We start from the raw sequence: 25197 nt of genomic DNA, 5'->3' as shown, positions 1-25197 counted from the left end.
ACCCGTTACGCCGCCGCGGCCGTTCCGAAAGGCCCCCACTGCGCGCCGATGTCGAGGGCCTTCTTGGCGTAAGCCTTCCCGACGGCCATGAGGTCATCGATCGCTTTCACTGAGTCCATCTTGCCCACCGCTTCCGGCGACAGCTTCTTGAGCCCCAGCGCGTCGAGGCCTTCGCGGGTGAGATCGGGATCGTAGCGCGCATAGAGGAACGAACGGCCGAGATTCTCCGACAAAGGTTGAGCCGGGACCATGTCCTTCACTTCGCGGTCGATCTCAGGACCGAAGACGCAGCGCCCGACGGTGCGGCAATTGATATCCTGGTCATAGGCCATGCCGTTCATCATCTCTCCCGCGATGGACATCGCGACCTCGAGGAGCGAGCGGTTGGGATCGCCGGCCTGTGGCCCGAGCCGCGGCGCCGAGCCGGTGCCGGCCGAAACGATGAGCATCTTATCCTCGCCGCGCTCCCACAGAAGCCTGTAAGGCTCTGCCGTCGCCTTACGGAACATCAGAAAGGCGGGAATATTGTACGGCGTCACGCCGCCATCGACGAACACGAATTGGCGCCCCTCCTTCAGCTTCACGACTTCGGGCGGGAAATAAGTCGGCGCCGCCGTCGAGGCGCGCACCAATTGCCAGAGTGGAAGCTTGAGATTGCAGTCGTCACGATCGCGCGCATTGTAATGGGCGTTTGGATTGTTGGTGACGGGCCAAGGCGAATCCGTCGAGACGTTGCGCATCACAAGGAGCAACAAGGTCTTGAGCTTCGGACTGCCAAGCTCGGTCGTCTTGCCCAATATCTCCTTGAGCTTCATCTCCAGCGGATCCGACTTGAACTTGTTCCATAGGCGCTCGAGAAGCTCCTCCTTCTTGAACATCAAAGGGCCCGCCTCAAGATAGAATTTGGTGAGCTCGCTGGCCGACAATCCGATCGAAAGGCCTACCGCCAGAATGGCGCCGGTCGACGTCCCGCCGATGAAGTCGAAATAGTCGGCCAGCCGGAAGCTCGCGTCCTTCTTGAGGATCCGGCGCAGATCCGCTTCCATCTTCTCAAGAATACCGAGGGTGATGAGACCGCGGATGCCGCCACCGTCGAGGGCGAGCAGCCGGCGCTGACCAGCCTTCTTCGGTTCAAGGATGGAAGAGTTCGTTGTCGCCATGTCTATCTCCTCGCGGCGAAGACTTCCTCAGGATGCCTTGGCCAGAACCACGTCACGCCCCATCTCGTTCAGAACACGCCCCAGCACCGCCTCGGCGATCTCCTGCTGGCCGAGCCGGCAGGCCATGGTCTCGGTGCCGGCGCAGGTGCCGAGTTCGCCCAGCTTGTTCGACGGCGCGCCGCCCCGGCAGATCGGAAAATAGGCGCAACGGCGCGCGCAAGCAGCCAGCCCCGATGCGATCTCGGCCCACAGCGTCTGAAAGACCTGACCGTCGACGATTTCCGCAAGACTGTCGGCGCCGACATGGCCCAGGACCATCGAGCCGAGACGCGGATGGGCGATACCCGCCAGCTCAGGCGAGAAGGTGTGGATCGCACCCTGATGCGTGACGGTCACGATGGCGAAGGGCATGTTCTGGTCATTGCCCGGCCACTCCTTGTCGGGCAGGTTCGCGGCCGCCCCTAGGACGCCCCGTACCTCGCGTATGCCGATACCGTAAGACGCGGCGCGGTCGAGGACGCGCTCGAAGAAGACCCGAAAGCGAGCCCGGCTTCCGTGCTTTGCCAGTGTCGACCCGGTATTGATGCCCTCGATCTCCTCGATATTGAAGCCCACATCGGTGACGCCGACCTCGGCGAAGAAATCCATGACCTCATCGGCATGCGCCAATGTCTCCGCGGTCACGACGCAGATGGCGTGAAAGGGAATCCGGTTGCGCTTCAACGCGGCGACCCCCTGCATTGCCGCCGCATGGCTGCCTTTGCCATTGCGCCGCTTGCGATGGAGGTCGTGCAACGCAGCGGGACCATCGAGGCTGACGCCGACACGCAGACCATGCGCGGCGAAGAACGCGCACCAGTCATCGTCGATCAGCATGCCATTGGTCTGGAAGGCATGCCGCGGCCGCCAGGAAGACGGCGCCGCCGAACGCGCTGCCGCGAAAGCCTCCTCATACCAGGCGCGGGGCAAAGTGAGCGGCTCCCCCGCATGCCAGATGATGGTAAGATCGTCGCGCCCCAGGCCGTTGTCGAAGATCCAGCGCACGGCCGCGCGAATGGTTTCAACGGGCATGCGCGCCTTCACGGCGCGGTCCGGCAGATAACAATAAGCGCAATCGATATTGCAGAACGGCGTGCCCTGGAGGACGAGCAGCTTGGTGCGCCCGCGCAATCTCTCAGGCCTCAAGACCGGGATCATCCGTTGCCCCAGTTGGTCCAATTGGGCCAGTCCTGCGCGAGCTTCGTCGAGCCGGACGGCACGCTCAGAACCCTGCCCTGTTCGAGCGCATCGCGCAGCACGGCACGAATCTCCGGCAGGCGATCGATGGCTCTTCCTTCCTCAACCGCCAGGCTCTGCGAGGCCGGCGGCATGCTCACCAGCCCAAAGGTGAAGGCCGCGGCCGACCATAGAAGATGCTTCTTGTGCCTGTCCATGGCTTACCCTCTCTACATCGTTCACCATTGCCAGGACTGTGCCTGAGAGTCCGTCACCGGCGTCCAGCCCTTGCATTCGGTCTTCCGGCAGGCCTCCGACAAATCAAGGGCATCGAGTTTCTCCCTCGACGGGTCGCCCGACATCGACCCCGCCAGGATTTTCACGTGCTCAGCCAAGGTCTGAACGCTGATCATGCCCCGCCGCCACAAGCCATCCATGGTGCGAAAATCCATGGACTTGCCATCGGTCGCGATGACATCGACGGGCGCGCCCGGAATGACCCATGTCCAGATCGGCAAATACGCGTTGCCCTCGGAGGGAACCGACTGGACCTTGAGCGTGACGACACATCTGTCACTGTCCTCACCGGTGCACGTCGAGCTGTCGTCCTTCTGTTCCTGCGCCTTGATATCGTTCCATACACTGACCTTCGAAGAAGGCATGGCAAACTCACACATCTTGCCGGTGCAAACATGCTCCATGTCCGAAGCCGTGGTCAGGACATAAGGGGTAATCACGCCGGGCGTCGTATCGGCAATGAGCCAATCCTGATCGAACTTGAAAGCAAAGCCGACGCGAGACGGTGCTTCATTCACCAATGTGGTGTAATCGTAGATTTCCATATTCGCCCATAACGATGCGCCGGCATGCTCGCCCTTTTTCGACAGCCATAATCTCCGCCAGGGAGGTTCGGCTCGCACATTCGCATAATTTTTTGCGAATGTGACGCGCAGCAGCAGCGGATCCGGCAGCCAGACGACACAGCTATTCTTTTGCAATGTCTTGCAGGCCACGCCGAGCTGCCAAAACTTGGGCTCCTTGTCCTGCCCAGCGGGCCATACCATGACCAGAGGAACATCTCGGCCGAGACAGACCATGTCGCCCCGTTGAGCCAACGGATACAGTCCCGCATCCACGGCGGGCGCGGCACCGGCACTTGGAGGAGTTTTGACACGCGGCCACCAGGAGTTCTTTTCTTCATCAAAGGCGACACCGAAAGAAATAGCTCCGACCCGACGCAGAAGCTCGGTTCCGGCGATGCTGCAGTTTGCCTTCGACATCAAATGCGGGATGGCTTGTGTATCGCGGAAGACAATTGCGCCGGTCAGTTGGCGCGCAGCTCTCTCCCAGTTGCTGACCGACAGGGACATCTCCGCCCCTCCGGAAGAATTCTCCGCCCAGATCTCCTGGCCGCGATGCGCATCCATCCGATTATAGGCCCGATCCAGCTCATAGGCGACGGCCTCGATCCAGCGCGGTACGTCCAGGTTTCCCGCCGCGGCGACGGCACCAAAATACAGTCGATCTCGTGAGCGCAGCAGATTGTTGTTCGCACTCGTCAGGTCCTTGTTCTCGGCAACCGAGAACCACAGAATGCCCGTGATGGCCGTGGTAATGACCAAAAGGATGCTCGGCACGATGACCCATCGCGGCAATTTCTTTTGCGAAGCCGCTACGGCCCTGCGCCATGGTTCGGCCATCGCCTCGACACGGCCGCGCATTCCCTGTTCCAGGGTCTCGCGTTCCAAGGCCTCCAGCTGTGCTGTCGCCTGGACACTTGCCGGCGGCAAGCCGTCCGACAGGCGCGTTGACTTCCGCCTTTCGCCATCGGCCAGAAGTGCTGCGGCAAAGCCTTGGCTGACGCTTCCCGCCGGACCGACGACCTTGCCGATGTCCTCACGAAATCGATCCGGAATGACCTCACGGGCGCGATTTTCATTCGTCTCCCGGAGCCAGTCCCAAAACCATCCCAGAACCGTACCCGACCTCCCCCTGTCTGACGCGTCGGCGCGCTCATTCTCGAGATTGTTGGCAACCTCACGCAGGCTGTGCTCGAGGGCGCCGATCTCGCGCAGCCATTCATTGTATGTGCCCCAATTGCGGATCAGGGCTTCATGCGACACGTCGAATTTCTTGTCCTTGCCGCTGCCGGTCCGATTGAGATAGCCGGCGCGCTTGAAGACCCGCAGCACTTCCTTCACGGCGGCCTTGTCCGCGTCATCATCATCGAGGAGCTTCGCCACCCGTGCCGGAGTAACGAACCGGCGAGCCCAATTGCCGCGATCGTCCTTGCGGGCCATGGCGCAGAAGGCGGTGCGCACCACGCGCTCCGCCTGCACGCGTGCATCCGGGCCTTGGAAATAGCCAGCCGCCTTCTCGATCGCGTCGTCACGCGCCTTGTCCGTGTATTTATTGAGGCAACGCACGAGAAAATCGGGCGTCACGCCGTCGGAGATGGCCTCGAGGTCCGTGACATGGATGGCGAGGTCCACCATCCCGTCCGTTGCAAGTTCCTTCTGCCAGCGCTCCATGGCGGCATCCCACAGATGCAGCAGCGCATGCTGCAGCAGCGGCAGATAGTCGGATTTGTGAGAAAGCCCCGCCATCGCGCGCTGGCTCTCGCTCATGAGCAGCTGTACGACCTCAGGATCGAAGGGCGAGGTCCCTCTTTCGGCGTCTTCCTCGTGTGCCCATATCCAATCGCCGAAAACCGCCTGAGCCGGCTTTACGATGATCTCGCGCCGTGCCGCCTCATCATCGAGCGGCCCCAAGAGATAGGCGGTCTCGGTGACGATATTGGCAAGCCCGGCCTCGGCGCAGCGATGCAGCTCCTCGCTCCTGAGCGTGAGAGCGAGGAACAAGGATGGCGGGCGCTGCGTGAATGTCTCCTTGATGAGCCGGCAGAGATTGTCCTGTCCCTGGGGCGTGACCTCGGTCCGGAAGGTCTCTTCGAACTGGTCGATGAGTATCAGGAGATTAGGCGGACCGGCGCGCGCGCCGCGCGAGAGCTCGATATCGAGACGATCGAGCACATCGCGGGCGAGTTCGAATACACCCTCGGCCCTGAGGCTGGCGGCGCGCAGCGCATCCGCTTCGGCATCGCCGAACAGGCGCCGACGGATCGCCGCAACCGCCTCGCCACGCAGAGCTTCATCCGTTTCCGCCTTCAGCAAGGATTCGTCGAGGCCCAGAGCCTTGACCAAGGCGCGCCGCCCCAGAAGCGGGTCGCCGGGCGGCGCGAACCGGGCGACGGGCGCCACGATACTGTCGCGGAAGCCATCCACCAGCGCGGTGCTGGGATCGAGGCCGGGACGGAATTCGACGACATACCAACGACCCTTGAGGCCCGGCACCGAGGCCGAGGTCGTAAGCCTGGGGATGAGGCCGGCCCGCACCAAGGAGGACTTGCCGCAGCCCGAGCCGCCCAGCACCACCATGATGTTGCTCTTGGCCAAGCGCTGAACCAGCCCATCCGTCTGCGCCTGGCGCGCGAAGAACAAGGCCGTCTCGTCCGGCCCGAAGCTGCGCAAGCCCGGATAGGGGGCCGGCGATGTCAACCACAGGATTTCGCGCCGCTCGTCGTCATCGGCTTCGGGCGTCGTCGTTTCTGCCTCATTGCCGGTCGTGCGTTCCCGCCTGAGCTCGTCCCAGCGCGCAACCAGACGCTCGATGCGCTTGTGCCGTTCCAGGATCACGTTGGTGGCATTGTCGTTCATGCGGCCTGCGCCCAAGCGCCCAAGGCGGCATCCAACCTCTGCCGGCTCTGCTCCTCGGGGATGAACTTTTCTCCGGCATGCTGAAGCTCCAGGATCACCCAGCGCCGCAAATGGAAGGTCGGCAGATGCGGGCTGCGCGGCAGGCCATGCCGACCATTGGCGATACAGGCCACCCAGAAGACGTCCTCGATATTCAACCCCTGCGCCTGCAGGATCCGGTCGGCCCGTTCCTGAACATCGGTGAATTTGGCAAGGATCTCCTGACGCGGATCGCCCTTGCCCATCAGAACATTGGCCGATGCCTTGAGGTCATGCGCGACGAGGATCGGCCGCTGAGCGGCAATGTCGCCGAAATGAGTCTCGAACTCGGCGGGCGGATATTCGACATAGGTGTTCTCCTCGGGCAGATATCTCCGCACACAGCCGAATATCTCCTCAGGCAGCTGGCGGCGAACATCGGCGGCCTCGGCGCCCGGCTCGTCGACGCCTTCGAGCGTCAACACCGGTCCGCGCCTGTCGCGTCCAAGCAGGCGCGCCAGGACCTGCGAGAGTTCGGACGGAGCTCCGGTCTGGAAAGCCGGCCAGGCATCGTTCCCAGCAAGCTTGGCGAAGGCTTCATTCTGCTCACCCTTCGGAAGCCACAGCATGATGCGTGATCTGTCCAAAGCCGGCTTGGACTCTTCGGACAGGGCTACCCGCAGATATCTCTCCGTGCGTCCCGGCTCCTCGACATGGCCCGGCGCATCCGCCGCCGCCACCGGCTGCACAAAAAGCGCTCCCGGCTCAAAGGAAGCCTTCCTGTCGGGGTCGCACCAATCATCCGGCCAGGACGTCATCACGGCGCCGCTCGCTTTCATCGCCTCCGCCAGTTGGTCGCTGGCCTGGCGCACGCCGGCCGCCAGCGTGCTTTTCGGGTGGCCAAGCAGAACCATGTGTTTGATATCGATGGCCGTTTTCGCCGGAACGACCGGTTTCAAGACGACCTTGCGGATCTCCACGATCTTCTGGACGTCAGGTGTGATCCATTTGGCGGTACCGGGCTCGTAAAAGGGCTCATCCTCGACCTCGAGCTGGTGCTCCTTCTTGAATTTTTCCCAGGCGACTTTGCCGCCCTGACTCAGAGTGAGCGGCACGATCCGGGGAAAGCGGCCTGCCCGGCGCAACGAGGCGCATTGTACAAGCTCATGGCCGCGGTCGGTTTCATAGGCATTGCCGATGAAAGCAATGAAGACGTCGGCCGCCTTTATGCGTTCGGCCAGCACATCGCGCTCGACCTCGCTCGCCGTCACGTCCCGGTCGAGGCAATAAAGCTCGACGTCTCGGCTGAAGAAGAATTCCCGGAACTCGTCGACAAAAGGTTTTGTGTCTTCGACATAGCTTAGGAAGACCTGGGTGCCGCTCATGGCCCAATCCGCTCCTCGATCTATGCCCTCGAGTAATTCAATTCAACTCTCAAGCAGCAAGCACGTCAAGGTGCCCGCTTGTCGAGTGTCCCTTTCCCGTTGCACACAAACGCGGGTCTCAGGCCGCGAACTTCTCGGCCAGTGACCTGCGCAAACGCTGGATCGCCATGACGCCGGCCGCATCAGGAAGCGACCACGCATTGGTCCCCGGCCTGAAGAATGGCTGATCGGCGATATCGTCGAGGCCCGCTTTTTGTTTGGTTTCTTTCCACCAGGCGCGACCCGTATGTCCCAAAGTGACCGGCACGATGACGAGCTTCTGTCCCGCCTTGCGCAACTCCAGCGCCTCGGCGAGTTCCTTGGCCGCCATTCGGCCCGGATAGTCCTTGTCGATGAAAGCGATGAAAATATTCGACGATTTGATTCTTTCGACGATCTCGGCGAAGACCGGTGTGCCGGCGTCGATATTCTCGATCATCCAGTCGACCCGGACGAGATTGCCCGCGAGCGTGAAGAAATGCTTGGCGAACTCCTCGACGAACAGACTCGTGTCGCCGACATAGCTCAGGAAGACCTTAACCTCGCTCATGGCTGAACGCCCTCTCCGCGTTGGGCCCCCGGTGCAAGGTCGGGTCATTCAACTCCCCGCCTCACGGGCCCGTCAAGCCGATAGCTGCGGATTATCTCAGATCGGCGGGGCGAATGATGTGCGGATTGTCACCATCGGCTTCAGCCTTTTCGACGAGATCGACAGTGCCGCCGGGACCGTCACCGCCCTTACCGTCCCACAATGCGACAAGGTGATAGATCCCCCTGGCGCGCGCCAGCTCGATCATCCGGGTGTTGCACGCAGCATAGGCCTCGCTCGACTTGGGCAAGTCCATGTCGATGCGGTCGCGCGGCGGCGATTGGTCCCAGAGCGCGTGGAAGCGGGCCACCCAGCCGCCGCCGGCGAGACCCGAGACAGATGTCTTCTCGAACAGCACCGGCGCGAAAGGAAGCACGATCACCGTGCGAAAGCCGAGCGCGCGCGCCTGCTCGTGGAAAAGGATGTCACCACCTCTCGCGGCGCTCGCATAACCGATCTTTTCGTCCGGCATCTCACGGGCGATGTCGATCAGGTGCCTCCGGATCGCCGCGGCGGCGGCCTGCTCCAGGACCGGCGGAAAACGCGGTTCGGCGCGATCCGCCAGATCGATCATATGGCCGGTGAAGATAACCGCATCTATGTTCGGCATCAGGATTCCCTATCGCGTCGCCTCATCTTCAGCAAAGTGAAAGCCGATCGCAATAGGGAATGCCTTCTCAGGTCTTATTGATCGACATGCCGCCATCGACAAGAAGCGCGGCGCCGGTCATGAAGCTCGAGGCGTCCGAAGCGAGAAAAAGCGCCGAACGGGCGATCTCTTCCGGCTCCGCCAGCCGCTTCAAGGCATGCAGGCCCTCAACGAAACTCCTGATCTCGGGCGTGTTGATCACCTCGCGGCCCATCGGCGTGTCGGTGCCGCCGGGGAGCAACGCATTGGCGCGAATTTTCTTGGCGCCGAATTCCGCTGCGATGACCTGGACCAGGCCTACGAGACCCGCTTTGCTCGCCGCATAGGCGCCGAGATTGGGAAAGCCCACCGTGTGGCCGACAAAGGTGGAGGTGAAGATCAACGATCCGCCGCCGCGCGCGAGGAGCGCTGGAATCTGATATTTGACGGCGAGAAAGGCACTGGTCAGATTGACGTCGAGCGTCTCGCGCCAGCCGGCGACGCTGATCTCTGGCACCGGCGCCAGCTCACCGACGGTGCCAGCATTGTTAAATGCGATATCGAGACCGCCGAAGCTGTCGCGCGCCGTCTCGACCAGGGCCTTGGCCACGGATTCATCCTTCACGTCGCCAGCGACCGCCACTGCTTCGCCGCCCTCCTCCCGAATTTCGGCAACGACCTTGTCGAGCGCCGGCTTCCCGCGTGCGCAGAGGACGAGCCTGGCGCCTTCAGCAGCGAAGAGCTTGGCAGCGGCGCGGCCGATGCCGGAACTGGCCCCGGTGATGATGGCAATCTTGTTGATCAGAGCAGTCATGAGAGTTCCTTTCAATGAATATGAAGCTCTCATGGTCGAAGGGCCGCGTTTAAGCAGCCCGTTTCTTGCTCAAGCGTCATTAAATGATGCCTATCGCAGAGGAAGCCTTGTCTGGTTGACAAGGCCGGCACGGTCCGTACATCTGCATGTGACAGGAGGTTGCGTTGTCAAAACGTCCTAACGTCACCGCGCTGCGCAAGCGCGCCACCACTTTCATCATGGCGGGGCTCGGCGCCGGCGCGGCGACGGTCATGTCTTTCGCGATGGCGCTTTATGACGCCGCCCAGCCGAAGGAATTGCCTATCGTCCAGATCGGCGAGCCTGTGGATACAGGGCGCTGGAAGGTCGCGGTGCTCGGCTCCCAATTCGACAAGGAACGCCTGTCCGTTGAAATGGAGATCACCAATCTCTCGGCGATGACCAGCAATTCCTATTCGCATGTGCTGACGCTGGTCGACCCACCACCCGGTCTCGCAACACCGAGCTACCTACTCGTCCGCGACAATGCCATCGCCTATAATCTCCATCCCAATATGCCGGAACGGGTGATCGCCCATTGGCAGTGGCCGAAGGAAGTGCCTCCGCCACAGAACGTTCAATTCACCTTCATGAGCCAGATCCACAAGCGTCGCGACAATCTCTATGGCGCCCCCGGCTGGTTCGATCGACCACCCGTCGCCAGGATAGTACTGCCGATCAAAAGCGAGGCCGAATCCTGATGCGCAGGCTCGCCGCGCTCCTTGGCGTCTTCATTGCGATCTTTGCTCTCTATGTCCTGCAAAAATCGCTGCCAACCTATGGTGACATCACAAGCCCCATCGCGGTCTCCGGCAAGACCGGTAAAAAGGTCGCCGCCCGCAATTTCGAGCTTACGGTGACACAGCTTCGCTTCGCGAGGAATATCCAGCTCACGGCTTTCGGCAATGAACGCAGCTACGGCACCTCCGGCATCTGGGCCATCGTCGAAGCGGAGGCCGCGGCGCGCAATGAGACCGTCACCTTGATGTCGGCGGCCTGGCTCGGCGCCGACGGCCTGCGCTATCTCGCCAGTGAGCGCATCAGCAATGCGCCGGCGCTTCTCGGCCGCCAGCAGCTTGAGCCGGGCCTCCCCCAGCGTGTGCTGATGATCTTCGAATTCCCCGAAAGTGAGATGAACAAGGGCACGCTCCTCGTGGCACGCTATCCATTCCAGCCGCTCGACAATGAGCTGCGTATCGCCATGGACTCTTCCGCCACCCTTCTCGTCAATGACCAGATAACGCTCGAACGCGGACGCTCGGACGCCGACTGGAGCATCGAGGCCAAATGAGCGAAAGGCGCATCTTCTGGGGCAGTCTAGCGGTGCTCATCGTCATGATCCCTGCGGCTATTGTCGTACGTGGCTATGACAGCGCGCTCGCCTGGCGCGCCAATCAGGAGCTCTATCCACTCATCGCCGAGCCTGGCAAATCCGTCCGCTATGGTGGCGCGGAATGGCGCCTCGAGGGTCTTTATCAGCTCATCACACAAGACAAGAAATCGGCTTATATTCTCGCCGAATTCGAGGCGAAGATCGACAACCCCGAGGCTTTCGCGGCGGGCGCATGCCAGATCGCGCTTACCGATCGCGGCGAGAAACGCTGGTCGCCGCAATTCCTGCCGCCCTACGAGGTCCGCAAAGCGCGCCCATCGCTCGAGGAGCGCTCGACCTGCGGTGGTGCCACCATCAAACCCATCAAGGTGGGTGAGACCGTCAAGATGGCGGAAATCTTCCGGACACCGGTCGATATCACCAAATTCGATCTGGCCATCTCGCAAGCCACGTTACGGCCCAGCTATCTCGTCTTGCGTTGACTCAAGCCTCTTGCCGACGACCCGACGTAATCGCGTAATCGAGCACCGCCGCCAGCAGGCAGATGCGGATGGCATCGAGCAGGATGCCGCCGCTGAGATCGCTCGGGCTGCCGAACAGAAGCGTCAAAGGATCGGCGAGCATCTGCCAGGCCGTCAGATCATGGGCACCAATCGCACGGGTGGCGCCGACCCATGCCCAGGCGCCGGCCCAGGTGATGAATTGATAAGCGATCATGAAGGTCAGCAAGGTCGCCGGTCCTGCCGTCAATATGAGACGAACGCAACGCCATACGGGTCCATAACGCGAGCGATAGCCGCCGATATAATGACCGATGAAATCGCCGAACCATTTGCGCCAGGTCTTGGCTCTGCCGGTGTCGTCACCGACCGGCGTGGCGATAGGATTCGACAATTCATAGCCATAGATGATCGCCGTCATCACCAGCCAGACCAGAGGCAGGAGCGCGAAAAAGAACAGGCTCTGCACTTGCGTCCAGAAATCCGGCGCGGCGAATTCCCCCGGGGTGAAGCCTTCAGCTGCGCGCGCCTCGCCGATCAGAAAGGACGAGGCGGCGAAGGCGCCGGCACCGAGGCGCTCGATCAACTGACTGGTGTAGATGCTGATGCCGTATAGGCCGATGAATACCCAGCTCGCATCACAGGCGACGACCAGGAAGCGCCAATAAGGCACGGTGGCGCGCTTGTTCATGTACTTGGCGAACCAGCGGACCAGCCAACAGGCGACGATCGAGAGGACAAGCCAGCGCGCCTGCAACAGATCGAGGAAGTTGGCGCTCTCGCCAAAGGGGACGCGGGCGAGCGCCAGACGGGAATATTCGCGCACCGTGTCGCCGAGGAAGCCCCAGGCGGCGTAATAGGCGAAGAAGGGCAATATCGCGATCGCCGTCACGCCGACGATATGCGTAGCGCGGTATTTGCTGCCGGGAGTGGCGGCTGGCTCTTCGGCAAGGGCGGTGAGACCGTTCATCGCCGGCCGCAGCACCGCAAACATCGTCACGATGATGACGAGCTTTGCCAGAACGACGAAGGAGAGAACGACCATGCCGGCGAGCGCATTCTCGAGTCCGGCGCGCACCGCGAGATCGAGCAGCAGGTCATGCAGGAGAACGCCGAGGGTGGCAAGAAGCAGAAGCTGCGGCCAGAAACGGAGGAAAAGCCGACCTGCCAGGCTCACGGGCCGCATGATGTCCAGCGCCAAGCTCATGGCCCCTGGTTAAGGGAGAAAACGCGCTGCTTCAACAGTCGATTGATAACCCAACGTCAGGCGAGACGACGCGCGGCGAAGGTCTGCTGCACGCGCCAGCCATTCTCTGTCCACAGCTCATTGCGCCAGGAGAAGGAATTCGTCTGAATGTCGGAGAAGGACCAGCGCATGCGTGGCACCTCACCTTCCGTCGTTTCAAGCGTAACCTGATCGCCGTTCCCTCGGGCGATGAACGTTCGTACGACCCGATGCATCGGCCCGATCCAGGTCGACTGCCAGGCGGCGATCTTCTCGTCGAAGAAACGCAAGCTCGTGCCATATTCATAGAGATCGCTCCGGCCCACCCGTTCGGCGCGTCGTGGCACGATCCAGACATCCTGAACGCCCCTGCCTTCCAATATCCAGGCGAAATGCCATTCGCCCTGCTCTTCGCAAACGAGCTTGCCGGCCTCGTCGAACCAACGAACGAGCAAATCCCAGGAGCCGATGAAGGGTGCGAATATCCGCTGCTCGCGCGGAATGGAAGGATGAGGGCCGTCGCCGAGCAAGGCCTCGGCAAACGGAGCGGCTGACCAACATGTCATCGATGTCATCCTCATTGGGCAAGGTCCCCTTATAGCAGCAAAATACGAAGGCGACTTCACCCTGGATAAGTCTCCGGCACTCGGCTATCTGGCAGCATGTTTCTGTCCATCGCCACCACGCACCGGCCGGCAACGGATCTGGGTTTCCTGCTCCACAAGCACCCCAACCGCCTGCATGAGATCGAGCTCACATTCGGCAAGGCCTGGGTCTTCTACCCGGAGGCAACGGATGAGCGTTGCGAAGCCGCACTCGTGCTCGATGTCGATCCGGTCGGCCTGGTGCGTGGCAAGGGCCAAGGCGACGGCCTCCTCGATCACTACGTGAATGACCGGCCCTATGCGGCCTCCTCCTTCCTCTCGGTGGCTTTCAACAAGGCCTTCCGGACCGCCATGGCCGGCACTTGCGTGGCCAGGCAGGATCTCGCCGACAGTGCCCTGCCGCTCGAAGCCGTGGTCACGCCCCTGCCGATGCGCGGCGGCGAGCCTCTGGTCCGCCAGCTCTTCGAACCTCTGGGCTGGCATGTCGAGATCGAGCCGCTGGGTGAAGCTCCCAAGCTCTATGCCCGGCTTGTCCTCAGGGGCGAGGCCCGGCTCAGCGCCTTGCTGACCCATCTCTATGTGCTGATCCCGGTGCTCGACGACACCAAGCACTATTGGGTCGGTGAGGACGAGATCGACAAGCTCCTGAAGCGCGGCGAAGGCTGGCTCGACCGGCATCCGGCCAAGGACCTGATCGTGCGGCGCTATCTGCGCCACCGCGGACTGCTGGCGCGCGCGGCGCTCGAACGCCTGGCACCGCAGATGCAGGATGAAGCGGCCGAGCCCGAGACCCAAGCTGCGCCTGAGGAGACGCTCGAGGCACCGATCCGCCTGCATGATGCACGTCTCGAAATGGTCGTCGCAACCCTGCGCGCCATCGGCCCCAAACGCATCGTCGATCTCGGCTGCGGCGAAGGCAAATTGCTGCAGCTCCTGCTGCGGGAAAGCTGGGCCCGGGAACTGATCGGCCTCGACCCGTCGGCGCGTGTGCTGGAACGCGCGGCGCGGCGCCTGAAGCTCAACCAGCCAGGTGGGCCGCCAGAAGGCCGGCTGACACTGCTGCACGGGTCGCTCACCTACCGTGACGATCGCTGGACCGGCGCCGATGCAGCAGCACTTGTCGAGGTTATCGAGCATCTCGATCCCGACCGCCTGCCCTTGGTGGAGCGTGTCGTCTTCGGCGCGGCGCGCCCCAAAACCGTTGTCGTCACGACGCCCAACGCCGATTACAACGTGCTGTTCCCGACGCTCGCCGCCGGCGCCTTCCGCCATCCCGATCATCGCTTCGAATGGACGCGTACGGAATTCGCGGCCTGGGCGGACAGGATCGGTGCGACCTATAATTATCAAGCGAGCATGAGCGGCATCGGCCACGAGGACGCAACCCATGGCGCACCCTCCCAGATGGCGGTGTTCACCCGATGAGGAAGAGCGACCAGTATATCGAGATCCCGGACTTCGCCCTCGTCGTGCTCATCGGCTCGACGGGCTCCGGCAAGTCGACCTTTGCGGCGAAGCATTTCCGGCCGACGGAGGTGATCTCGTCGGACCGCTGTCGTGGCCTCGTCAGCGACGACGAGACCGATCAGAGCGTCACCGGCGACGCTTTCGACCTGGTGCGTGAGATCGCCGGCAAACGCCTCAAGAACCGCAAGCTCACGGTCATCGATGCCACCAATGTGCGCGCTGCCGATCGCAAGAGCTGGATTGAGCTCGCCCGCCGCTGGCACGCTTTGCCGGTCGCCATCGTGATCGATCCCGGCATCGATATCTGCATCGAGCGCAACCAACTCCGGCCCGACCGCCCCTTCGGCGGCGAGATCGTGCGTCGCATGGTATCGGAGATACGCCGGGGCCAGCGCGGCCTTGAAGGTGAGGGTTTCCGCCAGGTCTGGAAGCTGACGAGCGCAGAAGACGTCGACGCCGTCACTTTGACGCGTGTCCCCTTGTGGACGGACAAGCGCACCGATCACGGGCCCTTCGACATCATCGGCGATGTCCATGGCTGCGCCGACGAGTTGCAGGAGATGCTCACCAAGCTAGGTTACGAAATCATCTGGTCGAACGCGGACGGAACCCGCAACGTCGCGGTCAGCCATCCGCAAGGCCGCAAAGCGGTATTTGTCGGCGATCTCGTCGATCGCGGTCCCAATTCTCCCGATGTGCTGCGCATCGCCATGAGCATGCAGGCGGACGGCACCGGGCATGTCGTGCAAGGCAATCACGACCGCAAGCTCGAGCGCTGGCTCGCCGGCCGCAAGGTCACCATCGCGCATGGCCTGCAGCAGACGATCGATCAGTTGCAGGCGGAGAGCGAGGAATTCCGCAAGGGCCTGCCGAAATTCCTGAGCAGCTTGCGCAGCCATGTCTGGCTCGACCAGGGCCGCCTCGCAGTGGCGCATGCGGGTCTCAAGGCCGAGATGATCGGGCGCGGCTCGGGGGCGGTGCGTGAATTCGCCTTGTTCGGCGAGACCACGGGCGAGATCGACGAGTTCGGCTTGCCGGTGCGTGCCGACTGGGCCGCCAATTATCGTGGCGACACCACCGTCGTTTATGGCCACACGCCGCTGCTCAAGGCGGACTGGGTCAACAATACGATCTGCATCGACACCGGCTGCGTGTTCGGCGGCAAGCTCACGGCCTTGCGCTGGCCGGAGAAGGAACTCGTCGAGGTCGCTGCCGACAAGGTCTGGTCCGAACCCTTGCGGCCGCTCGCGGCGCCCCGGTCCGACACATCGGCGCAGGCCGAGGCGGATCAGCTTCTCGACATCAAGGATGTCAGCGGGCGGCGCTGGATCGACACCGAGCTCAGAGGCCGCATCGTGGTGGCGGAGGAGAATGCCAGCGCCGCGCTCGAAGTAATGAGCCGCTTCGCGCTGGCGCCGCATTGGCTGGCCTATCTGCCGCCGACCATGTCGCCCTCAGAGACCAGCGAAGCGGAAGGCTGGCTCGAACGTCCCGAGGAAGCCTTCGCACATTTCCGCGAGCGCAACGTAACCGAGGTCATATGCGAGGAGAAGCATATGGGCTCGCGCGCCGTCATCGCGCTGTGCCGGTCCGCGGCGGTCGCTCAAATGCGCTTCGGGATCGCGGGTGATGAAAGCGGCGCCATCTGGACACGCACCGGCCGTAGCTTCTTCAGTGATATCGCCACGACGGAAGGCCTGCTCGCGCGTTTGCGCGACGCCGTCGGTACCACCCGTCTGTGGGACGAGCTCGGCAGCGACTGGCTGCTCTTCGACGCCGAGATCATGCCCTGGTCGGCGAAGGCGAACAGCCTGATCGAAAACCAATATGCCCCGGTCGCCACCTCCTCGGCGGCAGGCCTCGCCGCCGCCATCGATGCCCTGATCCGCGCTGGTGCCCGTACCAACGAGATTGCCGCCTTGCGAGAACGTTTCGCCGAACGCGCGCGGCGCGCCGGTCTCTATGGCAAAGCCTGGGCGCCTTATGTCTGGCCAGTGTCGGGCATCGAGGATCTCAAAGTGGCGCCCTTCCATCTCCTGGCGAGTGAGGGACGCGTCTGGTTCGACCAGGATCACGTCTGGCACATGTCGCTCGCCGACCGTCTGGCCGAGGCCGCCAACGGCGTCGTCACCCGCACCGCATGGCATCAGGTGGCGCTCGCTGATGACGCGGCCTGCGCCGACGCCATCCGCTGGTGGGAGGATCTCACGGCCAAGGGCGGCGAAGGCATGGTGGTCAAGCCGCGCGATTTCGTCAGCCGCGGACCTAAAGGCCTGATCCAGCCCGCCCTCAAAGTGCGCGGGCGCGAATATCTACGCATCATCTACGGGCCCGAATATGATGCGCCCGACAATCTCATGCGCCTGCGCCAGCGCGGTCTCGGCGGCAAGCGCGCGCTCGCGCTCAGGGAATTCGCGCTCGGCCATGAGGCGCTGAAACGCTTCGTCGCGCGCGAGCCGTTGCGGCGGGTGCATGAATGTGTGTTCGCGGTGCTGGCGCTCGAAAGCGAACCGATCGATCCGCGGCTTTAGCTCGACCGGCGCGCCAGAATTGCAAAACGTGAAAGCCGCCTCTCGCTCGCGAGCAGCGCCGCGGTTTCGAGGAAGCGCTGCTGGCCCGCGAATACCTCATCGCCCTCGATCTCGCGCAAGGCCTTTTCGCGGCGGGCCCGGGCCGCGAGCCAGCCTTGAGCGTTTGCGGCCATGTTCGGTGTGCGGTCCTCGACATGTTCGACCGCAAAGCCGGCCTCCTTCAACAGCGCCTCGTCAAGCCCGGCCGGCACAAAGACGAAATGTCCGATCGACGCCCGGACGGCGATCTCGGCATTGGTCACCGGTCCGGTCAGGACGATGGGATCGGTGAACAATAGACGCCCACCCGGCTTGAGGACACGGCACCATTCCGCCAGGATATTTGCCCGGTCCGGCAGATGGTTGATCGCGTCGATGCAGGTGACGGCGTCGAAGGTCGCATTCATGAAAGCCAGATGCTCGGCGGCGTTGCCCTGGTAGAATTTCGTGCGCCCTTCATAGCCGAGCTCGCGCGCGGTGGCTTTTGCGCTGGCGATGGCGTCGGCGTGGAGATCGACACCCGAGACATGGCAGCCGGTCTTCTGGGCGATGCGCAAAGTCGGCTTTCCCGACCCGCAGGCGAGGTCGAGCAACTGGCTGGAGCGCGCCAAATGCAGCCAGCTGATGAAGAGATCCTGCTCCTCGGCAGTCACCCATCCTGTCTGGCCGATATCCTCGCCAAAGGCTTCGCGGCGAATCTCGCTATAGAGTTCGCTGGCAAAATTGCGGTAGCTGGCACCATAAAGATCGACGCGCTTGCCGGCTTCGGACGTCTTCATGTTCCCGTCCTCTCTTGAATGCGCACCCTGCGACAGTCGTGGTTCCTCGGAGGCGCGATAGGAAAGCCGCCATCACGGCCACCGACCTTGCGCTCCCCCGTCAAACCGCTAAGTAATTCGTCACTCAATATCAGTTAAGCAGTTTTCTTCATGCTGGCGCAATCATCCTTCCGTTATCAGCCCGCAGTCCCCGCCGACCGGCCAGCCATTGTCCGTGAATTGGCGCTCGCCTTCGGCTTTTCGCCGGAAAGAGCCGCCGAGTATACTGAGAATATCGGGCTTTCCGATTTTCGGGTGCTGGCGGGTGCGCAAGGCGTCGCGGCCGTCGCCGCTCTGGTGCGCACCGGCCATTTTCTCGGCGGGCGGAGCGTGCCGGCCGCCAATATCTGCCATATCGCCATCGCGCCGCAGTGGCGCGGACATGACCTGGCGCGCCAGCTACTGGGCGAGTTGGAGGCGGAAGCCTTGGCGCAGGGCGCGGTGATGACCACCCTCTTCGCTTCGGCGCGACCCGTCTATCGCAAGGCTGGTTACGAGTTGGCGGGTTCCGAGATCATCTATGAGGCCGAGACCGCCGCCCTGCCGCCGCGCATGAAAGATATCACCTTCCAGGCGGTGACCGGCGACATTGCGCAGTGCCTGAGCGGAGCCGCATCGACACGCGGGGCGATCCATAACGGCCTTCTCGACCGGACGGAATCGCATTGGCGCGAGCTTCTGCGCGAGCCCCGCCATGCGCTCGCTGCCTATGCGGTCGACGGTGATGTCAGCCGCGGCTATGTCCTGATCGACACCGCGGACGAAAATTGCCTCAGCTTACGCGACTGGCACGCGCGGGATGGTGCTGCGGCGAAAGCGATCCTCGCCTTTCTCGGCGGCTTCCGCTCGGTCTATCCGAAAATGCACTGGCATGGCGCGCCCAATGATGATCTCATCTTCGCCATGCCGGACAAAGGCTGGAAGCTCCTGCATCAGGAAGATTTCATGGCGAAGCTCATCGATCCGCGACAGGCACTCGCGGCGCGCGGTTATACGTGCCCGGATGCACGGCTCGATTTCACACTGATCGGCGAAACACAAACGCGCTTCGGCGTGGTGATTTCGAATGGCAAAGCGACGGTCGCTGAGCCAAGCGGCCGCGCCAGCGTGTCCCTGAAGGCGATCGATCTCGCAACGTTGTTCACGAGCTATCGCTCGGCGAGCTTCCTCGCCCGCGCCGGGCGCCTCACTGGCGACGCCGCCTCGATTGCCTTGTGCGACCTGATCTTTGCCGGACCGGCACCCTGGTCGGCCGAACATTTCTGAGAGGAACCGCATGTGAGCGGTGCGCGCCAGCAAATGCACGGTGATCGGCATCACCAACCACTCGACGCGCCCGCCGATGACCCTCCCCTCCAGGGTCAGCCAGCTTCTTATTGTCGACGCCCTGATTTCCGCTATCCTCAAGGCCGACGCGGCACGGCGCGGCGTCATCGATGTGACCGCGGAGTCCGTCAGTGACCGCAACTACCGAGCCGACCGTCGTCGTCGATATCGGCGGCACCAAAATCGCCGTCGCCCGCGTCGAAAACGGCGCGATCAGCGAGCGCCATCAGATCGCCACGCCCCGCACCGGCCATGGCAGCGATCTCACCGATGCCGTCGCCGCTACAGTGCGCAAGATCACGGCGCAGCCGGCGCGGCTCGGCGTCGCCACCACCGGCATCGTCGCCGATGGTTGTCTCACCGCGCTCAATCCAGGCACCCTGCCGGTCGAGAACAATTATCCGATCGTCGCGGCGCTCAGGCGGCGGGTCGGCGTGGCGCCGCTTGCCGTCAATGACGCGCAGGCCGCCGCCTTCCATGAAAGCCGGTCCATGAGCGGCACGGCCAAGCGTCTCGCTTTCATCACCGTATCGACCGGCATCGGCGCCGGCATCGTTCTCGACGGGCAATTGCAGACGGGCCACCACGGACTTGCCGGTCATGCCGGCCATATCACCGTCGACTGGTCGGGGCCGCTGTGCGGCTGCGGCCGGCGCGGCTGTGTCGAGATGATCGCCTCCGGCACTGCCATAGCGAAGCGCGCCAGTGACGTCACCGGCCGGGACATGAGCGCGCCCGCCGTTTTCGCGGCGGCGTATCAGGGGGACGAGCAGTGCGGCAAGGTGATCGAGGATGCGGTGAGTGCCCTCGCCGCGATGATCGCCGATCTTGTTGCGAGCCTCGATCTCGATGTCATCCGCCTGGGTGGCGGGGTCGGATTGGTGCCGACCTTCCTCAACCGCCTGCGCGACACGATGGAGCGCCTGCCCCCGGTCTATCGCCGCCCGATCGAACCGGCCCGCGGTGGCGCCGAAGCCAGCCTGCTGGGGGTCGCGGCACTGTTAGACGAGAAATTTCTTCAGTCATGATTCTCTTGACGGACTCCACAGAAACGGGGGAACCCATGCGGTCATACGCGGTGCTCACAGAATTGGCCGGCAAACTGGTGGTGTCGTGCCAGGCCGATGCCGGCATGCCGCTCGACGGCGAGTCTTATATGTTAGCACTGGCGCGCTCGGTCCTCCTGGGCGGGGCGGCCGGCGTCCGGATCCAGGGCATCCACAATGTGCGCGCCGTGCGCGCCGCCGTCTCCGTCCCGATCATCGGCCTCGTCAAGGCCAGCCAGCCGGACAGCCCGGTCTATATCACCAGCCGCGTGCAGGAGGTCGAAGCGCTCGCCGATGCCGGCGCCGACATCATCGCCTTTGACGCCACCGACCGGCCGCGGCCCGAGACGGTCCCTGCCCTCTGCCAAGCCATCCATGCGCGCGGTCTTGCGGCAATGGCCGACATTTCAACGCTCGCCGAAGCCGAGGCGGCGCTCGGCGCCGGGGCCGAAGTCGTCGGCACCACGCTTGCCGGCTACACGGATCACTCACGTCAGCTCGACGGGCCTGATTACGCGTTGATGCAGGATCTCGCCAAACGCGCTCTGCCCTTCGTCGCCGAGGGCAGGATCTGGACGCCCGAAGAAGCGCAGCGCGCCTTTGAGACCGGCGCCCAGTTCGTCGTTGTCGGCTCGGCCATCACCCGGCCTGATGTCATCACCCGCCGCTTCATCGATCATCTTAATCAGAGCCCGCAAGCAAAGTCATGAGCACGTCCGTCAAGGTCGGGAATCGTCCAGCTGGCGCGTTTCAGGCGCTACGCGTAGCCTGAACCAATGACGAATGATTCCGAAGAATGGCGCGCGCAGGCCGTGCTCGGCAATTATGCCGAGCGGCCGGACGCCAACGCCCTCACAGGCACGCGCATCTGGTCCTATACGGATGCGCTCTCCTACGCGCCCGGCGAGCCTGTGCGGCTGCACAGCTGCACCAACGCCAGGTCCTATGATCTTATCATCCTGCGTGACGGCCTTCGGCCGGAGACCGTGCTCGAACGCCGTGGCCTGCCGGGCAAGCTTCACCCGATTCCTCAGGACTGCTCCATCAAGGGCTGCGGTTGGCCGGTTGCCTTGGAGTTCGAGATCGGCGCCAATTGGCCCTCAGGTGTCTATATCGTCCGCACCCAGGCCCTGCAGGACAGCGCCGTCGCCGACACGCATGATCATCTGCTGATCGTCCGGCCCATCCCTAAAACGCAGGCGCCCGGACGGCTACTCCTGATCGCCGCCACCGCGACCTGGACCGCCTATAATGACTGGGGCGGCTCCAATCACTATCAGGGCTACACCGGCCCGAATGGCGATCTCTTCTCCGCCGAGCTCAGCCTCCATCGGCCGCTCGCCAAGGGGTTCGTGACACTGCCGCCCGATGCGCCGCGCCCAGTGCTGACCGAGCCGCCGGCCCGGATGGCCGAACCCCGCTATCCGCATATGGAATGGGCCTATTCAAACGGCTACAGCAAGAAATATGCGTCCGCCGGCTGGGCGAGCTATGAGCGTCATTTCATGCGCTGGGCGGAAGATGCCGGCTATCAGGTCGACGTCATTTCGCAGACCGATCTGCATTTCAGGCCCGAGATCATCTCCGCCTACTCCTGCCTGGTGATGGTCGGCCATGACGAATACTGGTCCTGGCAGATGCGCGATGCGATCGACGCCTATGTCGACCAGGGCGGCCGCATCGCCCGTTTCGCCGGCAATTTCCTGTGGCAGATCAGGCTCGAGAACGAAGGCCGCACCCAGATCTGTCATAAATATCTGGCGACGAAGAACGATCCCTATATGCAGACCGGCCCGCGTCATCTGGTGACCGAGGCCTGGGAAGCGCGCGAAATCGGCCGGCCCGGCTCATCGACTTTCGGCCTCAATGCAACGCGCGGCTTCTATACCGGCTGGTCCGGCTGCTCACCGCGCGGGCCCAAGGGCTTTCCCATCTATCGGCCGGAACATTGGGCTTTTGCCGATACCGGCCTTTATTATGGCGATGTGCTGGGCGCCCGCTCCTGCATCTTCGGCTATGAGGTCGATGGGCTCGATTACGAGATCCGCGGCGGCCTTCCCTATGTCGCCCCCGGCGAACAGGCGCCGGAAGGAATCGAGATACTGGCGCTGGGTCTCTCCTCGACCATCGAGGAAGGCCCGACCATCGTGCCGGGCAAGGTGTTTCTGGGAACTGAGGATGCCGAATATGTCGCCTCCGTTCTGAAAGGCAGCAGCGATGCGGCGGCAGTCGAGGCGACGAAACGCGGCACAGGCATGATCGTGAACTTCCGCCGTGGCCGGGGCGAAGTTTTCCATGCTGGCACCTGCGAATGGGTGGCGGGGCTGCTGCGCCAGGACGACATGGTCATGCAAGTGACGCGCAACGTGCTCGACCGCTATCTCGTCTGAAGATCATTGGCATGGCCGCGATGGAGCCGATGCTCCAGCGCCTGGCTGTATTTCGACATGCCGTAACAGATCACCCAATAGACGAGTGCGGTAAAGACATAGGCCTCATATTCAAAGCCGCGCCATTCGGGGCTGCGCAGCACCACCTGCGCCATGCGCAGGAAGTCAAACAGGCCGATGATCGCCACCAGCGAGGTGTCCTTGAACAATTCGATGAAGGAATTGACGATGCCGGGAATGGAGATCTTCAATGCCTGCGGCAGGATGATGAGGCGATAGGCAGTGAAGGTCGACACCCCCAGCGCATGTGCCGCCTCGAACTGGCCCTTGGGGATGGCGGCAAGGCCGGCGCGCACCGCTTCCGCCGTATAGGCTGACTGGAACAAGGTGATCGCCACCAGAGCGCGTCCCACCTTGTCGAGATCGACATCGGAAGGGAAGAACAGTGGCAGCAGATTGGCCACCATGAACAGCACGGTGATCAGCGGATTGGCGCGCCAAGCCTCGATGAAAGTGACGCAGATGATGCGGATCGCCGGCAGCCTGGAGCGCCGGCCGATGGCGAGCAGGATGCCGAGCGGCAGCGACGCGACGATGCCGACGCTCGCGAGTACGAAGGTCAGCATGAATCCGCCCCATTGCGAGGTCGGCGCCTCGACGAGGCCGAACAGACGGCCGTTGATGAGGCCGTAAGCGAGCAGCGGATAGAGCGTGGCGAGCGCCAGGAGGTGCCAGCCCTTGTGCCGATATCCATTTACGAACAGAGGGCCGGCAATCGGCACCAGCAGGCTGAAAGCGAGGAGCGGACGCCAGATCTGGTCGGGATGGCCACCATAAAAGAGCCCGAACATGATCTGGATGAAACGCATGCGGATCACTGTCCAACAGGCGCCTTGCGGATTGGCGTCACACAATGTCCGATCATTGCCGCTCCAGGTGGCTTTGATCAGCGCCCAATCGATGAGGCCGGGCAGCGTCCAGGCGAGCACCGCCAAGGCCACCAGTGTGAAAACGGCGCTTGCCGGTGTGGCGAAAAAGTTGCGCTTGAGCCAACTTACCAGGCTCGTGTCGCGTGAGGGAGCCGGCATCTAACGCTCCTTGATCGCGACGCGACTGTTGTAGGCATTCATCGTGAAGGAGGTCAGCAGGCTGACGGTGGTGAAGAACGCCATGGTAACGGCGATGATGATGATGGCCTGGCCCGTCTGATTGAGCGTCGCACCCATCCAGATATTGACGATGTCGTCATAGCCCACCGCCACCGCCAGCGATGAGTTCTTGAAGAGATTGAGATACTGGCTGATGGTCGGCGGGATGATGATGCGCAAGGCCTGCGGCATCTCGACGAGACGCAACGACTGGAAGCGCGACAGGCCGAGCGCCTTCGATGCCTCGCGCTGGCCTTTGGGCACGGCGATGATGCCGGCGCGCACAGCTTCTGCGATGAAGGCGGCGGTCGAGACGGTCAAGGCCCACCAGAGCGACAGAAGCGAGACCGGAATCCAGAAGCCGCCCGCCACTCCCATCCGTTCGAGACGCGGCGGATCGAAGGCCGGCGCCGCGAACCAGACAAGCCCGGCCACGACACCGAAACTGACGATGGCGACCGTCATGATCTCGCGGCCGGTCCGTTCCGGAGCCCTGCCCCACCGCAGCAACACAATGATCGCGGCGATTGCCACGACGAGCGCAAGCCAGGCTAGACCAGGAGTGGCAAAGCTGATCCGGCTCAGAAACACGCCTTCACGATTGACCAGTCCGGCTGAGCCAAGGATCCAGCTCTCCTTGCGCGCCGGCAGCAGCGGCAGGATGGCGATGAAATGCCAGAAGAAAACCTGCAGCAGAAGCGGCAGGTTGCGGAAAGTCTCGATATAGGCGGAGGCCAGACGCCGGGCCAGAAGGTTGGTGGAAAGCCGCATTACCCCAATGATCGTGCCGAGCACGGTTGCCGAGACGATGCCGGCGGCGGCGACCAGCAAAGTGTTGCCGGCACCGATGACGAAGACCTGCCAATAGACGCCATTGCCGCGCACGAAATTGATGAAGGGCGAGAAGCCGATATTGAAGGGCGCCGTCGTCCACAGAAAGCCCGGGTCGATCACGAGGCCGCGGCTGCCCATATTCGCGGCGGCGTTGCGCAGCAGGAGCACCAGCACCAGCACAACGAGGCCAACCGCCAGTCCTTGCGCCAGACGGCCCAGCATGGCGGGATTGCGATACCATGCGGGAGGGGACGTGCGCGGCAACGGAAGCTCCGAAAATACTGGAAGGGTCGCGGACAACCTATTGGAATGTCTAAGCAAGACCATTGCAGAAGGGCGAAGTCCCAATGCTC

The 25197-nt window shown here is 63.0% G+C and carries 22 protein-coding genes; 9 read left to right on the top strand and 13 right to left on the bottom strand.

Going from position 1 to position 25197, the window contains the following annotated elements; all coding sequences use genetic code 11:
- Positions 1–5: 5 nt before the first annotated feature.
- The 8 genes from JHL16_RS06210 to JHL16_RS06175 form a co-directional block, all read right to left on the bottom strand.
- Complete coding sequence (locus tag JHL16_RS06210) at positions 6–1160, bottom strand: patatin-like phospholipase family protein (RefSeq protein ID WP_200184014.1); 1155 nt, start codon at positions 1158–1160, stop codon at positions 6–8.
- A 27-nt stretch (positions 1161–1187) separates the two neighbouring features.
- Positions 1188–2357 (bottom strand): cyclophane-forming radical SAM/SPASM peptide maturase GrrM/OscB, encoded by a 1170-nt coding sequence (gene grrM, locus JHL16_RS06205; RefSeq protein WP_200184013.1) that lies wholly within the window; start codon positions 2355–2357, stop codon positions 1188–1190.
- Positions 2354–2593 carry a hypothetical protein gene (locus JHL16_RS06200; protein ID WP_200184012.1) on the bottom strand — a complete coding sequence of 80 codons (240 nt, stop codon included), beginning with the start codon at positions 2591–2593 and terminating at the stop codon, positions 2354–2356. The genes grrM and JHL16_RS06200 overlap by 4 nt, the downstream gene beginning before the upstream one ends.
- Positions 2594–2614: 21 nt before the next feature.
- Positions 2615–6091 carry an nSTAND1 domain-containing NTPase gene (locus JHL16_RS06195; RefSeq protein WP_200184011.1) on the bottom strand — a complete coding sequence of 1159 codons (3477 nt, stop codon included), beginning with the start codon at positions 6089–6091 and terminating at the stop codon, positions 2615–2617.
- Positions 6088–7494, bottom strand: coding sequence for a TIR domain-containing protein (locus tag JHL16_RS06190; RefSeq protein WP_200184010.1), 1407 nt, complete (start codon positions 7492–7494; stop codon positions 6088–6090). Before JHL16_RS06190 ends, JHL16_RS06195 begins: the two co-directional genes overlap by 4 nt.
- Before the next feature lie 118 nt (positions 7495–7612).
- A complete protein-coding gene (locus JHL16_RS06185) occupies positions 7613–8083 on the bottom strand; it encodes a toll/interleukin-1 receptor domain-containing protein (protein WP_200184009.1) in 471 nt (156 codons plus the stop codon).
- A gap of 91 nt (positions 8084–8174) precedes the next feature.
- Positions 8175–8732, bottom strand: a complete 558-nt coding sequence (locus tag JHL16_RS06180; RefSeq protein ID WP_200184008.1) for a hypothetical protein — start codon at positions 8730–8732, stop codon at positions 8175–8177.
- Positions 8733–8799: 67 nt separating this feature from the next.
- A complete protein-coding gene (locus tag JHL16_RS06175; RefSeq protein WP_200184007.1) occupies positions 8800–9564 on the bottom strand; it encodes an SDR family oxidoreductase in 765 nt (254 codons plus the stop codon).
- Positions 9565–9728: 164 nt separating this feature from the next.
- On the opposite strand from JHL16_RS06175, the gene JHL16_RS06170 reads away from it, so the two are divergent.
- Genes JHL16_RS06170 through JHL16_RS06160 form a run of 3 tightly spaced genes read left to right on the top strand, consistent with a single transcriptional unit; the run spans position 9729 to position 11397 of the window.
- Positions 9729–10283 (top strand): hypothetical protein, encoded by a 555-nt coding sequence (locus JHL16_RS06170; RefSeq protein WP_200184006.1) that lies wholly within the window; start codon positions 9729–9731, stop codon positions 10281–10283.
- Entirely contained in the window at positions 10283–10873 is a 591-nt protein-coding gene (locus tag JHL16_RS06165; protein ID WP_200184005.1) for a hypothetical protein, read from the top strand. The genes JHL16_RS06170 and JHL16_RS06165 overlap by 1 nt, the downstream gene beginning before the upstream one ends.
- A complete protein-coding gene (locus JHL16_RS06160) occupies positions 10870–11397 on the top strand; it encodes a hypothetical protein (protein ID WP_200184004.1) in 528 nt (175 codons plus the stop codon). The genes JHL16_RS06165 and JHL16_RS06160 overlap by 4 nt, the downstream gene beginning before the upstream one ends.
- A 1-nt stretch (position 11398) precedes the next feature.
- Here the strand turns inward: JHL16_RS06160 and JHL16_RS06155 are convergent, their stop codons facing one another.
- Together JHL16_RS06155 and JHL16_RS06150 are read right to left on the bottom strand one after the other, a co-directional pair.
- Positions 11399–12622 carry a hypothetical protein gene (locus JHL16_RS06155; protein ID WP_200184003.1) on the bottom strand — a complete coding sequence of 408 codons (1224 nt, stop codon included), beginning with the start codon at positions 12620–12622 and terminating at the stop codon, positions 11399–11401.
- Between the two features lie 56 nt (positions 12623–12678).
- Positions 12679–13206 carry a hypothetical protein gene (locus JHL16_RS06150; protein WP_200184002.1) on the bottom strand — a complete coding sequence of 176 codons (528 nt, stop codon included), beginning with the start codon at positions 13204–13206 and terminating at the stop codon, positions 12679–12681.
- Between the two features lie 96 nt (positions 13207–13302).
- Between JHL16_RS06150 and JHL16_RS06145 the strand changes: the two genes are divergently transcribed.
- Positions 13303–14670, top strand: a complete 1368-nt coding sequence (locus tag JHL16_RS06145) for a 3' terminal RNA ribose 2'-O-methyltransferase Hen1 (RefSeq protein WP_200184001.1) — start codon at positions 13303–13305, stop codon at positions 14668–14670.
- Entirely contained in the window at positions 14667–17243 is a 2577-nt protein-coding gene (locus JHL16_RS06140; RefSeq protein ID WP_200184000.1) for a polynucleotide kinase-phosphatase, read from the top strand. Before JHL16_RS06145 ends, JHL16_RS06140 begins: the two co-directional genes overlap by 4 nt.
- Here JHL16_RS06140 and JHL16_RS06135 read toward each other — a convergent pair.
- Positions 17240–18061: a class I SAM-dependent methyltransferase gene (locus JHL16_RS06135; protein ID WP_200183999.1), complete on the bottom strand. Its 822-nt coding sequence runs from the start codon at positions 18059–18061 to the stop codon at positions 17240–17242. The genes JHL16_RS06140 and JHL16_RS06135 overlap by 4 nt on opposite strands.
- A gap of 150 nt (positions 18062–18211) precedes the next feature.
- Between JHL16_RS06135 and JHL16_RS06130 the strand changes: the two genes are divergently transcribed.
- The 4 genes from JHL16_RS06130 to JHL16_RS06115 all read left to right on the top strand — a co-directional run bounded on the left by JHL16_RS06130 (position 18212) and on the right by JHL16_RS06115 (position 22862).
- On the top strand, positions 18212–19366 hold the full coding sequence (locus JHL16_RS06130) for a GNAT family N-acetyltransferase (protein WP_200183998.1): 1155 nt from the start codon (positions 18212–18214) through the stop codon (positions 19364–19366).
- 191 nt (positions 19367–19557) lie between these two features.
- Positions 19558–20454 (top strand): N-acetylmannosamine kinase, encoded by an 897-nt coding sequence (locus tag JHL16_RS06125; RefSeq protein WP_200183997.1) that lies wholly within the window; start codon positions 19558–19560, stop codon positions 20452–20454.
- Positions 20455–20489: 35 nt separating this feature from the next.
- The gene (locus JHL16_RS06120) at positions 20490–21182 is read left to right on the top strand and encodes an N-acetylmannosamine-6-phosphate 2-epimerase (protein WP_200183996.1); all 693 of its coding nucleotides are present in this window, start codon (positions 20490–20492) and stop codon (positions 21180–21182) included.
- A 66-nt stretch (positions 21183–21248) separates the two neighbouring features.
- Positions 21249–22862 (top strand): N,N-dimethylformamidase beta subunit family domain-containing protein, encoded by a 1614-nt coding sequence (locus tag JHL16_RS06115; protein WP_200183995.1) that lies wholly within the window; start codon positions 21249–21251, stop codon positions 22860–22862.
- Here the strand turns inward: JHL16_RS06115 and JHL16_RS06110 are convergent.
- Both JHL16_RS06110 and JHL16_RS06105 read right to left on the bottom strand, forming a co-directional pair.
- The gene (locus tag JHL16_RS06110) at positions 22850–23950 is read right to left on the bottom strand and encodes an amino acid ABC transporter permease (RefSeq protein ID WP_200183994.1); all 1101 of its coding nucleotides are present in this window, start codon (positions 23948–23950) and stop codon (positions 22850–22852) included. The genes JHL16_RS06115 and JHL16_RS06110 overlap by 13 nt on opposite strands.
- The gene (locus JHL16_RS06105; protein ID WP_200183993.1) at positions 23951–25108 is read right to left on the bottom strand and encodes an amino acid ABC transporter permease; all 1158 of its coding nucleotides are present in this window, start codon (positions 25106–25108) and stop codon (positions 23951–23953) included. It abuts the gene before it with no gap.
- Positions 25109–25197 lie beyond the last annotated feature (89 nt).

This window comes from Taklimakanibacter albus, from assembly GCF_016595235.1.
Lineage (GTDB): Bacteria > Pseudomonadota > Alphaproteobacteria > Rhizobiales > Aestuariivirgaceae > Taklimakanibacter > Taklimakanibacter albus.
The sequence above is the reverse complement of the archived record's forward strand: the minus strand, read 5'-3'. Positions and strand labels throughout refer to the sequence as shown.